The 15,455-nt window shown below is 55.0% G+C and carries 12 protein-coding genes; 6 read left to right on the top strand and 6 right to left on the bottom strand.

Features of this window, described 5'->3' with window-relative positions; all coding sequences use genetic code 11:
- Positions 1-5: 5 nt before the first annotated feature.
- Entirely contained in the window at positions 6-404 is a 399-nt protein-coding gene (locus WA318_RS19840; protein WP_147251976.1) for a hypothetical protein, read from the bottom strand.
- A 130-nt stretch (positions 405-534) separates the two neighbouring features.
- Here WA318_RS19840 and WA318_RS19835 point away from each other — a divergent pair, with 130 nt between their 5' ends.
- Together WA318_RS19835 and WA318_RS19830 are read left to right on the top strand one after the other, a co-directional pair.
- A complete protein-coding gene (locus tag WA318_RS19835; protein ID WP_336083912.1) occupies positions 535-1,101 on the top strand; it encodes a 4'-phosphopantetheinyl transferase family protein in 567 nt (188 codons plus the stop codon).
- 473 nt (positions 1,102-1,574) lie between these two features.
- The gene (locus WA318_RS19830) at positions 1,575-1,979 is read left to right on the top strand and encodes a DUF2218 domain-containing protein (RefSeq protein ID WP_114098141.1); all 405 of its coding nucleotides are present in this window, start codon (positions 1,575-1,577) and stop codon (positions 1,977-1,979) included.
- 308 nt (positions 1,980-2,287) lie between these two features.
- Here the strand turns inward: WA318_RS19830 and WA318_RS19825 are convergent, their stop codons facing one another.
- Complete coding sequence (locus tag WA318_RS19825) at positions 2,288-3,175, bottom strand: LysR family transcriptional regulator (protein ID WP_114098142.1); 888 nt, start codon at positions 3,173-3,175, stop codon at positions 2,288-2,290.
- Between the two features lie 151 nt (positions 3,176-3,326).
- On the opposite strand from WA318_RS19825, the gene WA318_RS19820 reads away from it, so the two are divergent.
- Positions 3,327-4,826, top strand: a complete 1,500-nt coding sequence (locus WA318_RS19820; RefSeq protein WP_114098143.1) for a CoA-acylating methylmalonate-semialdehyde dehydrogenase — start codon at positions 3,327-3,329, stop codon at positions 4,824-4,826.
- Between the two features lie 104 nt (positions 4,827-4,930).
- Here WA318_RS19820 and WA318_RS19815 read toward each other — a convergent pair whose 3' ends face one another.
- The 4 genes from WA318_RS19815 to nirB are packed head-to-tail and all read right to left on the bottom strand — an operon-like array spanning position 4,931 to position 11,438.
- Entirely contained in the window at positions 4,931-5,941 is a 1,011-nt protein-coding gene (locus tag WA318_RS19815) for a siroheme synthase (protein WP_336083908.1), read from the bottom strand.
- Positions 5,913-8,621, bottom strand: coding sequence for a molybdopterin-dependent oxidoreductase (locus tag WA318_RS19810; protein WP_336083906.1), 2,709 nt, complete (start codon positions 8,619-8,621; stop codon positions 5,913-5,915). The genes WA318_RS19815 and WA318_RS19810 overlap by 29 nt, the downstream gene beginning before the upstream one ends.
- A complete protein-coding gene (gene nirD, locus WA318_RS19805) occupies positions 8,611-8,961 on the bottom strand; it encodes a nitrite reductase small subunit NirD (protein WP_114098146.1) in 351 nt (116 codons plus the stop codon). The genes WA318_RS19810 and nirD overlap by 11 nt, the downstream gene beginning before the upstream one ends.
- A gap of 5 nt (positions 8,962-8,966) precedes the next feature.
- Positions 8,967-11,438 (bottom strand): nitrite reductase large subunit NirB, encoded by a 2,472-nt coding sequence (gene nirB, locus WA318_RS19800; RefSeq protein WP_336083904.1) that lies wholly within the window; start codon positions 11,436-11,438, stop codon positions 8,967-8,969.
- 776 nt (positions 11,439-12,214) lie between these two features.
- Here nirB and WA318_RS19795 point away from each other — a divergent pair.
- The 3 genes from WA318_RS19795 to WA318_RS19785 all read left to right on the top strand — a co-directional run bounded on the left by WA318_RS19795 (position 12,215) and on the right by WA318_RS19785 (position 15,451).
- Complete coding sequence (locus tag WA318_RS19795) at positions 12,215-13,522, top strand: NarK family nitrate/nitrite MFS transporter (protein ID WP_336083901.1); 1,308 nt, start codon at positions 12,215-12,217, stop codon at positions 13,520-13,522.
- A gap of 153 nt (positions 13,523-13,675) precedes the next feature.
- Positions 13,676-14,266 carry an ANTAR domain-containing response regulator gene (locus WA318_RS19790; protein WP_258548688.1) on the top strand — a complete coding sequence of 197 codons (591 nt, stop codon included), beginning with the start codon at positions 13,676-13,678 and terminating at the stop codon, positions 14,264-14,266.
- A gap of 3 nt (positions 14,267-14,269) precedes the next feature.
- The gene (locus WA318_RS19785) at positions 14,270-15,451 is read left to right on the top strand and encodes a CmpA/NrtA family ABC transporter substrate-binding protein (RefSeq protein WP_336083898.1); all 1,182 of its coding nucleotides are present in this window, start codon (positions 14,270-14,272) and stop codon (positions 15,449-15,451) included.
- Positions 15,452-15,455: the final 4 nt, after the last annotated feature.

The following is a 15,455-nucleotide window of genomic DNA, read 5'->3' as shown; positions in this document are numbered from 1 at the left end:
AAGTCCTAGTTGGCAAGGGCTGCGCGGGCAGAGACCGCACGCAGGATATCCTGTCTCAGGTTATTGACCCAACGGTTATAGTTCCGATGAATTTGAGTGCCATTATAGTTCAGATTGGCGCTGTCGACATAAATGATCGAATACTTCTTTTGATCAAACGCGATCGCGACTTCAGCACTATGAGAGCGCGGGTTGTAGGTCGCCTTGAGGTGACCTTCACTTTCGCGCTGAACGATCCAGTCACGTGCAGATGCGGTCTCAATGATGGTTGCCTCGATTTCTGCCATGCTGAGCTTTTCAACATCGCTCGGGAAGGGCTGGTTCGAGAAATTCTGAACGGTTGCCGTGCACGCGCCAAGTGCCACCAATACAATGGCAACAGCTGCAAGTTTCAAGCTACGCATTTTGATCTGCCTTGATTCTTTGTTGAAAACGAATTCAATTGATCGCGTTGATTGTCGGTCGAATGACATGATTTTTATGGAAGTCGACCGTGCTCGTGTGACCAGATTTCAGCAATAATGGATTGTGTTGGTGGCGACAAGTACCACTTTCGGGATAGAGGGCGCAGACGGGATTGAGCCGACATATTGTTGTGACGGCAATGTGGTTTATGTGCTTTACGTCCTTGATGATTATCGGGAAATATCCCGGCCGCCGCGCAAGATGATCTCGGCAGTGGCGCACGAAATCCTCGAAAGCCTTGTGGTGATGATTGCCGGCGGATCTGATGGCCGGGTGTTCAAGGATCAGGATGGGCGTCCATGGGTTGAGATCGCAGGCGCGTCATTGGCGGTATCAATAAGCCATTCACGCAATGTCATTGCCGTGGTGCTTGCGACACAAGCTGACCTCGGGGTTGGCATTGATGTTGAATATATCGACCCCAGAAGGCCCGTGGCTGAAATGGCTGTCCAGATCGGTATGTCATCCTCAACAGAAATCGGTGACTTTTACGATGGCTGGTGCCGTTATGAGGCACTTTTCAAGGCAACCGGCATTGTCGACCCTGAACAGCAGGGGTGTTTGGTTGAATTCATGGAAATTGATCTTCAGATGCCCGCTGGTTTTGCCGGGAAACTCGTTGTTGGTCGAGGTTGACCACAGGTCTCTGCTCAGCTGTCTGCTCCGCGATGAGTTGTTGCGGATTTGTGAAATGTTTCCCGCTCTGGCCCGGTGACATCTGCGATCAAACAGCAAGAACGGCATATTTGAATTCGGCCAGGGCCCAAAACGGACGCATTGCCATGCTTGGGGCGTCCAGACAAGTCTGAGATGGCGCTTCTGGTAAGCTATTGTATTTAATCAATTTGTTGCGGTGCGCTGACGGGCCGAGCCGATCTTTTCAACAGTGTTTTTGATTTTTTCAAAAAAAATTGCCCGAACGGGTTGCGATATTCGGAATTTGCGACATTTTCCGCTTTAGAAAATGTGTGCTTTCCAGTAGAGCTCACATTTAAGTGACTGATGGTCACTATTGTCGCGTGCATCTGTTCTGTGCTATGCATGCGACAGGGGTATTGGGGAATTCGTCTGGCGCATTATTTGCGCCATAGGAAGAAATAGGTTTGCGCATGTCTGACCGGATAGTCACGGCACAGGATACCGGTGAGGATGAAGGTGATGACCCGTCGTTGGAATCATCGGAGATAGCAAGCCATCCGGATATGGAATTGGATCAGGATATGGACGCCAATTATTGTTTTGCGGATATCTATGTACGTAACGCCCCCAGCTATCTGAAAGGTTTTCTCGGCTCTGTGCAGGAACCTATTCATGGTGAACTGCGCGACCCGAATACTGGTCTTCTGGCCTTCGAAGACGGGGTTTGTGAAATCTCTGCCACTTCGTCATTTCTGACGGTTGCGATGTCGGCCTCGGATGACAAGGGGCTTGATCAGATCCGTGGTTATTTCGAAGAAAAATTGCGGAGCCTGTCTGATCAGCAGATCATCGAATTTGACTGGCGCAAACATTGACCAATGGTCATTAACAAATCATCTGGCAGTTCAAAAGGTTGCCAGATTGCTGTCTGATCAGCACCTCATGCAGGCACAAAGACGCAAACGGTCTTTGTGCCTGATGTCGTTCGGGAGCTGTTTGATCCACCAGGATGTTGCCCTTCATCATCTTGGGACAAAAGGCATAAAGCCGCGAACGCCCGGTATTCGGTGAACTGAATCAGTTCGATGCTGCCGAACTGGTGCATTGATCCACAAGGTGGAAGTAGCCAGAGGTGATCGGGGCCGGACGTGAGTTGAAGGCTGATGGATGCGTTTTGGGTGTTCTAATCAACGACGAACCGATCCCGCGCCCCGCGGACAACTCGCGTAACATATTCCGCGATTGCCGCAACACTTCTTGTATCCTTGGTGTCTGGATGCTGGAGCATCCAGTAATTTCGGGTGAAGCGGATTTCAGGCAGCAGACGGACAAGGTCGGGCACGCCTTCGGTGGCGTAGTCATGCAGGATGCCGATCCCATGCCCGTTGCGCACAGCCTCCATCTGGGCGACCACGCTGCCGCATTCAAAGCGGCGGCGCATCAGTTTGCCAAGGCGGGCTGCGTAGTCAAGGGCGCGGCTGTAAATCAGGTCTTCGATATGGGTGACAAACAGGCGGTCTGAAAGATCGGCCTCGGTCCGTACATCGCCATAACGTTCAATATAATCCCGGCTGGCATAGACACTCAGCGTATAGTCGGTCAGTTTCTTGATGACCAAGCGCCCCTGTTTGGGGCGATCAAGGGTGATGGCAATGTCGGCTTCGCGCTGGGACAGCGAAAATGTCCTTGGTAGTGGCACAATCTGAATCACCAGATCAGGGTTTTGCGCCGCAAAGTGAGCCAACTCACTTGCAAGAAAATAGTTTCCCAAGCCGTCGGGGACGCCAACGCGCACCGTGCCGCTGATGGTTTCGGACTGGTTTGAAACGGCAGTTCCGGCACGCAGAAAGGCGGATTCAGCGGCCTCTGCTGCAGCCATTAGTTCCTGTCCCGCCGTGGTTAATTCCGATCCGGTGGTGCGCCGTTCAATCAGCTTGGTGCCGAGTTCCTGTTCCAGTGCGGTAAGCTGTCGGCCAACCGTTGCATGGTTAAGGCCAAGCTGGCGGGCGGCAGCAAGGATTTGCCCCTGTCTGGCGACGGCAAGGAAGATACGGAAACGATCCCAGTCCATGGTAGCAACTGACCTTTGATGACTTTAATTTTTGCACATCGAATTTGCAGGAATGATAATTGATGTGCATCGCAGTGCATAGTCATAATGGGTTACTTTGCCGGTCATGAAATCAGGCAATCCGAAATCAGGTTTAGTCGGGAGGAACCCCATGTCGACCCAGATCACTCATTACATCAATGGCAAGCGCGTCGCCGGTACGTCCGGTCGTTCTGCTGCTGTATTCAATCCTGCAACCGGCGCTCAGAGTGGAACGGTTGATCTTGCCTCCAAATCCGAAGTCCGCGCCGCCGTTCAATCGGCTGCGGCTGTTCGTGATGAATGGGCCAATACCACGCCGCTGCGCCGTTCGCGTATCCTCAATAAGTTTCTTGGTATTCTTGAAGAACGTTCCGAAGAACTGGCGGCTGCGATCACCGCAGAACATGGCAAGGTTCTTTCTGATGCATTGGGTGAAGTCACCCGTGGTATCGAGGTTGTTGAATTTGCAACCGGTGCGCCGCAGCTTCTTAAAGGCGAGTTTACCGAGAATGTCGGAACCAAGGTCGACAGCCATTCGATCCGTCAGCCGCTTGGCATCGTTGCCGGTATCACGCCGTTCAACTTCCCGGCCATGGTGCCGATGTGGATGTTCCCGGTCGCGCTTGCCTGTGGCAATTGCTTTATCCTCAAGCCGTCGGAGCGCGATCCGTCGGCATCGCTGCTTCTGGCAGAATGGCTGACCGAGGCCGGTCTTCCCGATGGCGTTTTCAACGTGGTTCAGGGCGACAAGGAAGCGGTTGATGCGCTTCTGTTCGACCCGGACGTCACCGCGATCAGCTTTGTCGGTTCGACCCCGATTGCGAAATACATCTATGAAACAGCAACCGCGCAGGGCAAGCGTTGTCAGGCGCTGGGTGGTGCGAAAAACCACATGATCATCATGCCCGACGCCGATATGGATCAGGCCGTCGATGCCCTGATGGGGGCGGCTTATGGTTCGGCTGGCGAACGCTGCATGGCAATCTCGGTTGCGGTGCCCGTTGGCAAGGCGACCGCAGATACCCTGATTGAAAAGCTGGTTCCGCGCATCAATGAACTGCGCGTGGCACCGGGTACCGATCCGGCAGCCGAAATGGGCCCGCTGGTCACGGCGGCACATCGCGACAAGGTTGTTGGTTATATCAACAAGGGTGTCGAAGAAGGTGCAAAGCTGGTTGTTGATGGCCGCGACATCAAGCTTCAGGGATATGAAGAAGGCTACTTTGTTGGTGGCACCCTGTTTGATGACGTCACCCCGGATATGAGCATCTACAAGGAAGAAATCTTTGGCCCGGTTCTGTCGGTTGTTCGTGCCGACGACTACGAAACCGCTGCCAACCTTGTTGATAGCCACGAATATGGCAATGGTACCGCGATCTTTACCCGTGATGGCGATACCGCACGTGAATTTGCCGCCCGTACCCAGACCGGCATGGTCGGTATTAACGTTCCGATCCCGGTTCCGATGGCCTTCCATTCGTTTGGGGGCTGGAAAGCGTCGCTGTTTGGTGATCATCACATGCATGGTCCGGAAGGTGTGCGTTTCTACACCAAGCTGAAAACCATCACCTCGCGCTGGCCGACCGGTATTCGCAAGGGTGCTGAATTCGTCATGCCGACGATGAAATAACTTTTGTCATCTTGGCAAAAAGAAAGGCGCGCAAGGAGTGCTTTGCGCGCCTTTAGTTTATGTGGAATACGGGGAGCCATATATCCACAGGGTGATTTCGCGGCCTAATGCGTGATTGGCTGGGTCAGGGTGACGATATTGAAACCCTGTCGGGCAAAGATCTTGGTTTGTTGATGGATGCTTTCGCGTTTGTTCGCCGGATTTTCATCCAGACTGATGCAACCAATCGGGATCAGGGTGGCATCACGCCGGGCAAGCGTCAGGATATCTTCGGCAATGTGGTCTTCGTGAAACACGATATCAGCCGTTTCAATCGCACGCGCGATGCCATGGGGCAGGTCAAAAGCGGTATCGGCATGGATTTCGGCATCCATGATCTGACCACTGGGCACCGTCGCGCTGCTGCCATCCGGAACGAAGTGTCGCAGGGCATCATCAATATCCTCATGCCCGGTGGGGCGGTTTGTACTGCCCTGTAATCCGCGCTGGAAAAAATGGGTCCAGAACCGCTGGCGCGAGACATTGTCATGGAGATGATCGGCAACCTTTTGCCGTGCATCGCGGGCAATGCGGGCCAGTTGTGACATTGATGCCGGCAGAACGGTTTCTAGGCGCTGACGAATGATGCGCGCCAGGGCCGGGGCGCAGGCCCCGGTTGAAATCGTGATCATCACCGGTGCACGGTCAAGGATCGCCGGAACAATGAAATCGCAATGCGGGGTTTTGTCGACCACGTTCAAAAGGATATTGCGTCGTTTGGTGGCGGCCTGAACCCGCGCCGTCAGATATGGGTCATCGGTAGCATCAAACACCATGACCGCACCATTGATCATGGTGTCAACAAAGGGCGCGCTTTCCCAGGCGATCCGCCCTTCGTTCACCATCAGGGCAATCTCGTCGCAAATTTCGGGCGCGATGACCGTGATGACTGCCTGGCTGCGCGCAAGCAGACGCAGCTTGCCAAGGGCGACTTCGCCGCCACCAAGCACCAGTACCTTCTTGCCCGTTACATGGATGAAGGCCGGGAAATAGGCAAAGTTTTCTGCTGTGTCAGGCAGGGGATGTATGCCTGCCTGTGGCGCGTGACTATTCTGCGGCGCGCGGTAATGCGTCATCGAGAATCTCCTTTATCTCCGGCAGGCAGGATCCGCATCCCGTCCCGGCCTGAAGCAAGCGGCCAATATCGACCGCCGATACGGCGTTCTGTTCGGTGATAGCCTTGCTTATCGCAGCCAGTCCGACCGAGAAGCACGAGCAGATCAGGCGATCATTTATCGCCCCGGCATCAGGCATGCGTCCGGCCAGAAGGGCATTGCGTTCAGGTGGTGCTATTTGAGCAGAGGCAAACAGGTTTGAGACCCAGTCCCGGCCAAGGGCCTGTCGGTCCGGACCGACGAAAAGCGCACCCGTGATGCGATCCCCGTTCAGACGGGCAAAGCGATGAATGCCTTTTTTGCTGTCACTATATTCAATGACCTGCTGGTCATCTTCATTGGCCGCAATTGGCAACAGGGATTTGAACATCATCGGCTCAGACCCGGCGATTTCATAAATCATGCTGCCCGGTCCGGTTGCTGCCACCCAATAGGGAAGCCCGGATAAATCGACCGGCGTGCTTGAAAACAGCAATCCTTGCCATTTTGGAACAAAGGGTTCCAGTGTGACGGGGATATGCTTGCTTTCGGGTTGGCCGGAATGGGGGTCGACATTGGGGGGCAAAAGCCGACCAATCCCACCCGCGGCCGAAAAGACATCGTTCCAGTGCATCGGAACGAAAACTTGTCCGGGCATTTGTGCGTCACTGATTGCAATCCGCATCAGGGACGCGCCTTGTTTGCTTTTGACCCGCGAAATGCCGCCATCTGAAAGCCCAAAACGGGCTGCGTCATCGGGATGAATTTCAAGCAGCGGTTCCGGACGATGGGCCGAAAGGCGTGCCGCCGTTCCGGTGCGTGTCATGGTGTGCCATTGATCGCGATAACGTCCGCTATTGGCGATCAGCGGGAAATCATGGCTGGTTTGTGATTGTGGTGGGATGTGGGCCACGCCCAGCATTTTTGCCCGACCGCTTGAGGTGGTGAAGATGCCGTCACCATAAAGACGTTCGGATCCGCTCGCAGGCTGATTCTTGCGTGATGCAGGCCATTGGAACGGCTGCATGGCGTCATAGGCCGACTTCTTGGCCTTGCGCCAAATGCCGATGTCAAAGGCGCGCATTCCGTCATTTTCAAATTCCGACAGGGCGGCATGTTCGGCAAAAATGTCGCTGGGATCCCTGTATTTGAACGACTTGCCAAAGCCCATGGACTTGGCAACTTCGGTCATGATCCACCAGTCGGGCTTGGCGTTGCCCTGTGTGTCACGGAACGGGCGCTGGCGTGAAATGCGGCGTTCGGAATTGGTCACCGTACCCGATTTTTCGGCCCAGCCCGATGCGGGAAGCTTGATATGGGCATGGCGCAGCGTGTCAGTGTCGTTAACGACATCCGATACGATCACCAGCGGACAGCGCGACAGCGCAAGACGTACCCGATCTGCATCGGGCAGGCTGACTGCCGGGTTGGTCGCCATGACCCAGACCGCCTTGATTTCGCCGGTCTCAATCGCGCGAAACATATCGACGGCCTTATATCCTTCGCCCGGTTCAAGGGCATCCGATTTCCAGAACCGCCGGACGCGGTCCACATCGACCGGATCGTTCGGGTTCATATGGGCGGCAAGCTGATTGGCAAGGCCGCCAACTTCGCGTCCGCCCATGGCGTTGGGCTGACCGGTGACGGAAAACGGGCTGGAACCCGGTTTTCCGACACGGCCAGTTGCCAGATGGCAATTGAGGATCGAATTGACTTTATCCGACCCGCTAGAGGACTGGTTTACACCTTGCGAAAACACCGTGACGGTGCGTTCAAAGGCCGCAAACCAGTTAAACAACGTTTCCAGTTTTCCCAGACCTGAGCCGGTTTCATCGGCACTGTCTTGCAAATCGAGCCCGCATTTTTTCGCGGTTGTCTCGATATCCGGGCAGTCGGCACGGGCCTCTGCCACGGCTTGTTCGTAGCCGCTGACATGGCGGGCTACGTAACGAAGGTCGGTATTGCCCGTCTGGTCAAGCCAGGCCAGCAACCCGTTAAACAGGGCAACGTCACTGCCCGGTTTGATGGCAAGGTGCAGATCGGCAATATCGCAACTTGCCGTCTTGCGTGGATCAATCACGACAATCTTGGTGCCGTGTTTTTCCCTGGCTGCACGCAGGCGCTGGTTAAGCACCGGGTGGCACCATGCCAGATTTGATCCGGTCAGAATGACCAGATCGGCGATTTCAAGGTCTTCGTAACATCCCGGCACCACATCGGCGCCAAAGGCGCGCTTGTGCCCGACCACGGTCGAGGCCATGCACAGACGTGAATTGGTGTCGATATGAGGCGATCCGATGAAGCCCTTGATAAGCTTGTTGGCGACGTAATAATCCTCGGTCAGAAGCTGACCCGAGACATAAAAAGCCACCGATTTCGGACCATGCTTTTCAATGGTGTCGCGCAGACGGTCGGCCGTTTCGGCAATGGCCGTTTTCCAGCTGACCTGTTTGCCATCGACTTCCGGTTCAAGCAGACGAAAATCGCGCTTGGTTTCGGCCATGATGGTATCGATCAGGGCCGCCCCCTTGGAGCAAATGCGCCCAAGATTGGCCGGATGATCGGGATCACCGCCAACAGCCCATCCGTCACGGGTTGGCGAAATGATCAGGCCACAGCCAACGCCGCAATAGGGGCAGGTTGTTTTGACCTCATCCCGCATGGCGCAATCCAGCTTGCAGTTCGGTCAGGCCAACGCGGACGATCCCGTCAACGACCTGGCATTCGACCTTGGCGGCACATCCGTCATCGGGGCCTTGTGCCTCGCCGGTTTCAAGCGAAAACACCATGTTATGAAGCGGGCAGGTCACGAAATGGCCGTGCACAATGCCCTGCGCCAGCGGCCCCTGTTTGTGGGGGCAGCGATCAAGAAGGGCAAAGACCTGGTCATCAAGGGTTCTGAATATTGCGATCCGGTCAGTTTGGGTCTGAAGGGTACGTGCACCTTGCTGCGGGATGTTGGCAGCGGGGCCGACTTCTACCCATGTCAGATTGTTTGTCATGGCTCTTACTCCGCTGCGATCATCGAAAGGGGTTTGAACTCATGGGCATCAACGCCCTCGGATGCGCGTTCGGCCCATGGGTCGATCTGGGCGGTTTGCTGGCTGATCATGAAGCGATCAAACAGGGCCTTGCGATTATCAGCATCATCAACAACCCGTTCCTGAACATGTTTCAGGCCAACGCGTTCGATCCATGGTGCCGTGCGTTCAAGGTAACGGGCCTCTTCGCGGTAAAGCTGGATGAAGGCGCCGCAATATTCCCTGACCTCTTCATCGGTTGTGACCTTGCACAAAAGCTCGGTCGCGCGGACGTGAATGCCGCCATTGCCGCCCACATGCAGGTCCCAGCCGCCATCGGTTGCAACCACGCCGAAATCCTTGATGGTGGCTTCGGCGCAATTACGCGGGCAGCCTGATACAGCCATTTTGAATTTGTGGGGCATCCATGATCCCCAGGTCATTTTTTCCAGCTCGACGCCCATGCTCATCGACATCTGGGTGCCAAAGCGACACCATTCCTGCCCGACGCATGTTTTGACCGTACGAAGCGATTTGCCATAAGCGTGACCCGAAACCATGCCTGCGGCATTAAGGTCCGCCCAGACCGCCGGAAGGTCTTCTTTTTTCACGCCCAGCAGGTCGATACGTTGCCCACCGGTAACCTTGACCGTGGGAATGTCGAATTTGTCGGCAACATCGGCGATGGCGCGCAATTCGCGCGGATTGGTCAACCCGCCCCACATGCGCGGCACGACCGAATAGGTGCCGTCTTTCTGGATATTGGCGTGCACGCGTTCATTAATAAAGCGCGACGCGCCATGGTCGACATATTCGCCCGGCCAGGCGGCCAGCAGATAATAGTTCAAAGCCGGACGGCAGACATGGCAGCCATCCGATGATTTCCATTCCAGTTCCTGCATCACAGCAGGCATGGATTTCAGGTTCTTGGCAATGATCAGACGGCGCACGCTGTCATGATCATGCTCTGTGCAGGTGCAGATCGGCTTTACGGTTGCGGCCTGATAATCACCGCCAAGCGTCGCTGCCAGAAGGTTTTCGACAAGGCCCGAACATGATCCACAAGATGCGGATGCCTTGGTGTGACCTTTGACGTCATCAAGGGTCGTCAGGCCCTTTTCGGTGATGGCAGCAACGATGGAACCTTTGCAAACGCCGTTACAGCCACAAATTTCTGCGTCATCTGGCAGGGCTGCAACGGCGTCAAGAGGGTTTCCGGCGGATCCCCCGGCAAATGCCTGGCCAAAGGCAAGGGTGTCACGCAGTTCGGTGACATCCTGCCTCTCTTTCATCAGCTGGAAATACCAGCCGCCATCGGATGTGTCGCCATACAGGACCGCACCCTTGATCTTGCCGTCTTCAAGAACAATGCGTTTGTAAACACCGCGTCCGGCATCGCGGAACACGATTTCCTCGGTATTGCCACCACCGGAAAAGTCACCGGCCGAAAACACATCAACACCGGTAACCTTCAGTTTGGTCGAGGTCACTGAACCGGCATAGCCATCGGTTTCGATCTCGGCCAGATGGTCGGCACAGGATTTCGCCATTTCAAACAAAGGTGCCACAAGGCCATAGCACTGACCGCGATGCTGGACGCATTCGCCAACCGCAAAGATGGCCGGATCACTGGTGGTCATGACATCATCAACGACAATGCCACGTTCGACTGAAAGTCCCGTGTCAGCGGCAAGACGCCCGTTGGGGCGAATACCAACAGCCATGACCACCAGATCAGCCGGGATCATGCGCCCGTCCTTAAGGCGAACGCCGGTTACTGTGTCCGTGCCGACAATTTCTGCGGTGTCGGCCTCTGTAATCACGGTGATGCCGCGCCGTTCAAGTTCCTGTGCAAGAAGATAACCGGCCGACGGATCAAGCTGACGTTCCATGACGTGCCCTGCCAGATGCAGAACCGTGACATCCATGCCCCGCGATTGAAGGCCGACCGCGGCTTCAAGTCCCAAAAGACCACCGCCAATAACCACAGCCGGGCCGCCCTTGGCGGCGGCGCCAAGCATGACATCGACATCATCAACATCGCGGAAGGTGACAACGCCATCAAGTTTGTGACCGGGAACCGGAATGATGATCGGGTCGGAGCCGGTGGCAAGCAGCAGTCGGTCGTATTCGGTTTCGGTGCCACTTTTGGAAATGACCACTTTACGGATGCGGTCGATTTCAATCACCGGGTCGCCGGAATAAAGATGGATGTTGTTTTCCCTGTACCATTCCGGGGTGTTGATGACGATTTCGTCGAAATCCTTTTCACCGGACAGTAATGGCGAAAGCATGATGCGGTTATAGTTCACACGCGGTTCGGCACCGAAAACGGTGATGTCATATTTGTCGGGTGTCCGGTTGAGAATCTCTTCAACGGTTCTCATGCCGGCCATGCCGTTGCCAATGACAACCAGGCGGGCTTTTGCGGCTTTTATATTTGCAGGGACGTGGTTCATTTGTCTCTGGCTCCTCGTCGCGGGATGCGAAGTTGGCACAAAAAAAACGCCCGATGCGGCCTGCCCTTTAAAAAGGCATTTCGCAACGGACGTCGTTATCCGGTGAACCCGTCTTTGGATTCTTTATATATAGGATCGGCTTTTCGGGCCGGAGCCGCAGGCGACACTGCCCGCGCTCATACCCCTCTATATTCAAGCGCCGTGCCAGAATGAAAAATATACGAGATTATCTTTCAAGATACTGGAATATAACGGAGAATCAAATCCCTTCGGTTGAAGTGTATTTCACCTGAAACACATTAATGATTAAAAAATAAACAGTACAAAAGTGGTGAGGTTAAAATTTGTGCAAACTTTGCACATCTTGCGACATCTGAAATTGTTCGTTGCATGCGCGATCACTTAAAACACATGGATTCCAGTGATTTATGACTTTTATCCCGCATCGCGGAAAAACTGGCGCGATGTTTGCACCATGTTTTCTGCGTGAGCGGCTTTGACGAAAGCATGCCTAATGACGGGTGGCTCACAGTTCTTCGTCCAACGGCGGACGATCAGACGTTTGGAACAGCAGCGCGACGAACGCGCAGTCTTTCCAAGACGAATGACGGGTCGCCTGCGGAATCCATCTGATGACGCATGAGGCCCATGGGGAAAAACCGTCGGTCGTACACAGCATCTCGCAAGCTCTGCGCGACCTAAACGAAGGGCTTCACATTATGGAAATCAAGAACAAGGCTACACGCATAAATCTCTTCAGTCTCAAGACTGTCCAGATGCGTACTTTTCACCTCACCTGGCTTTCATTTTTCCTGTGCTTCTTTGGCTGGTTCGGGATCGCACCCTTGATGCCGCTGGTCCGTGATGATCTCGGCCTGAGCAAAAGCGAAATCGGCAGCACGATCATCGCCTCTGTTGCAATCACGGTCCTTGTGCGTCTTCTGATCGGCCCGCTTTGCGACAAGATCGGCCCGCGCAAGACTTATACAGGTCTTTTGGTTCTGGGGTCGCTTCCGGTCATGCTGATCGGTCTTGCTGACAGCTATGAAACCTTCCTGCTTGCCCGTCTTGCGATCGGTTCGATCGGGGCATCCTTTGTCATCACGCAGTATCATACCTCGATGATGTTTGCGCCAAATGTCGTCGGCACGGCAAATGCAACGACGGCAGGCTGGGGTAACCTCGGTGGTGGTGTCACCCAGATGGTCATGCCGGCAATCCTTGCCATGGTGCTTGGTTTTGGCGTTGCGGAAACCATGGGCTGGCGGCTGGCGATGGTCTTCCCGGGGGCAATCATGCTGGTTGTTGCCGTGCTGTACTGGGTATTCACCACCGATTGCCCGGATGGCAACTATGATGAAATGCGTAGAAGCGGTGCGCTCAAGCCCGAAGACGACCATGCCGGTGCTGCCAAGGGCATGCTGGCTGCGGTTTCCGATTACCGTGTCTGGGCATTGTTCCTGGTCTATGCTGCTTGCTTTGGTGTCGAGCTGACCATCAACAACATCGCTGCGATCTATTTCTTCGACAAGTTTGAACTGTCTCTGGCGACGGCGGGCATGATTGCCGGTCTGTTTGGCTTGATGAACATTTTTGCCCGGACGCTGGGTGGTGTGTTCTCTGACAAGTTTGCGGCCAAGGGCGGCCTTTCGGGGCGCGTCAAGTTTCTGTTCATGGCACTGTTCATAGAAGGTGTTGCACTGGTTGCATTCTCGCAGATGGAAGCACTGGTCATTGCTGTTTCGGTCATGATCGTCTTTTCACTGTTTGTGCAGATGTCAGAAGGTGCGACATTCGGGATCGTTCCGTTTGTCAATCGCAAGGCACTTGGTTCGGTTGCTGGTATCGTCGGTGCTGGCGGCAATGCCGGGGCAGTTGCGGCAGGCTTCCTGTTCAAGTCCGAAGCACTTACATATCAGGAAGGTTTGCTTTATCTCGGATGTGCGGTGATTGTTTGCTCGTTTGCGGCCCTTGCAGTTCGCTTCTCGGCGGCTACACAGGCCGAGGAAAAGGCACGGTTCGAAGCGGCACAGTCAGAACGTCTTGGTACCGCATCGGCGGCACAGCCGGTTCCGGCAGAGTAACAAAGACGTTGAAGATATCTCGGGATGCGGTTAATGCCGCATCCCGAACATTCAATCCGGATCCGCAAACGGACCGGAAGATAAAAAACAAGTCAGAGAGGCGCGGCCGTCTAGTGCAACATGCTCTTAGGCTGTCAGGGAGTTGGGGATACTTTGGTAAGGCTGGAAGAATACAACATTCTGGTAATCGACGAGAATCCCGACCGTGCGGCGATTGTCGAACGCGGTCTGGTCGAAAGCGGCTATACCCGCGTTGCACGTATCGGAACCTCGCACAATCTGGTCGAGCGCATTCAGGCGTTGGCACCTGATATCATCATCATTGATCTTGAAAACCCGGATCGCGACACGCTTGAACAGATGTTTCAGGTGTCACGCGCCATTGCACGTCCGATTGCAATGTTTGTTGATCAAAGCGACGCCTCGATGATCCAGGAGGCCATTTCGGCAGGGGTCAGTGCCTATGTGGTCGATGGTCTGCGTCAGGACCGTATTCGCCCGATCGTCGATATGGCCATTTCACGTTTCAATGTTTTTGATCAGCTCCGTCGGGAACGCGACGAGGCGCAGGCCAAGCTGAACGAACGCAAACTGATTGAGCGGGCGAAGGGTATCCTGATGAAGGAAAAAGGCCTGTCGGAAGAAGATTCTTATGCGCTGCTGCGCAAGAACGCCATGAAGCAAAATCGCAAGATCTACGAGATCGCCCAAAGCGTCATCACGGCGTTTCAGTTGGAGTTTTAAGGAATGGCTGAAAAGGTTCGTCTTGGTTTTGTTCCTCTGGTCGATTGTGCAATCCCGGTTGTGGCGCGCTCGATGGGCTTTGCCGAGCAGGAAAACATTGATCTGGAGCTGGTTCGGGAAATGTCCTGGGCGGCCATTCGCGACAAGCTGTCTTATGGCGTCTACGAAGCGGCCCATCTGCTGGCCGGTATTCCGATTGCGGCCCGGCTGGGGCTTGGCGGTGTGCCGGTTCAGCATATTGTGGTGCCGATGGCGCTTGGGCGCGGCGGGAATGCGATTACGGTTTCTACCCGCCTGTATCAGCGCATGCTGGAAGCCGATCCGGCCGCCATGCATGGGCCGCGTGGATTATCTGCCCGTGCGCTCAAAAAGGTGATTGATGAGGATCGCGCTGCCGGTCGTCCTGTCATGTCCTTTGCGACGGTCTTTCCGTTTTCAAGCCATAATTACGAGCTGCGCTACTGGATGGCGGCAGCCGGCATCGATCCCGACAAGGATGTCAATATCGGGGTGATTGCACCGCCACGGATGTTTGACAGTCTGCGCAATGGCTGGGTTGATGGTTATTGTGTTGGTGAACCATGGAACCAGCGCGCGGTGTTCCACGGGGACGGTGTGATTGTCGCCCTTAAGGAAGATATCTGGCCGCGCAGCCCGGAAAAGGTTCTGGGCGTGCGTGAGGACTGGGTCAATTCAAATCCCGATACTGCTTCAGCCCTTGTGCGTGCGCTGGTGCGTGCAGCCGAATGGGCCGATCAGCCCAAAAACCGTGCCGAGCTTGCCCAGATGCTGTCGGCAGAAGCCAATGTCGGTGCCCCGTTCGAGGTTCTCAAGGCATCGCTAAGTGGAAGGCCGGTTCTCCGTCCGGGCGAAGCACCAACCGAGGTGCCGGACCGTCATGTGTTCTATCGCTATACCGCGACTTTCCCATGGTTGTCACAGGGCAGCTGGGTCGGCACTCAGATGAAGCGCTGGGGACAGGTGCCTGCGGATGCGGATCTGAATGCTGTTGTGCGCCAGGTCTATCGACCGGATCTGTATCGCATTGCCGTCCGCGATCTCGATGTTGCCGTGCCAAAACATGACTGGCGGGTCGAGGGTGTCAATAATGCCGATGATCGTGCCTTTGTCGGACCCGACAGCTTCCTTGATAATTCGATCTTTGATCCGGAGACGGTTAGCTAGGGCG

It is taken from the genome of Thalassospira sp. CH_XMU1448-2, assembly GCF_037027285.1.
Lineage (GTDB): Bacteria > Pseudomonadota > Alphaproteobacteria > Rhodospirillales > Thalassospiraceae > Thalassospira > Thalassospira profundimaris_C.
Note: the sequence above shows the minus strand (reverse complement) of the source record. Positions and strands in the feature narration are given on the sequence as shown.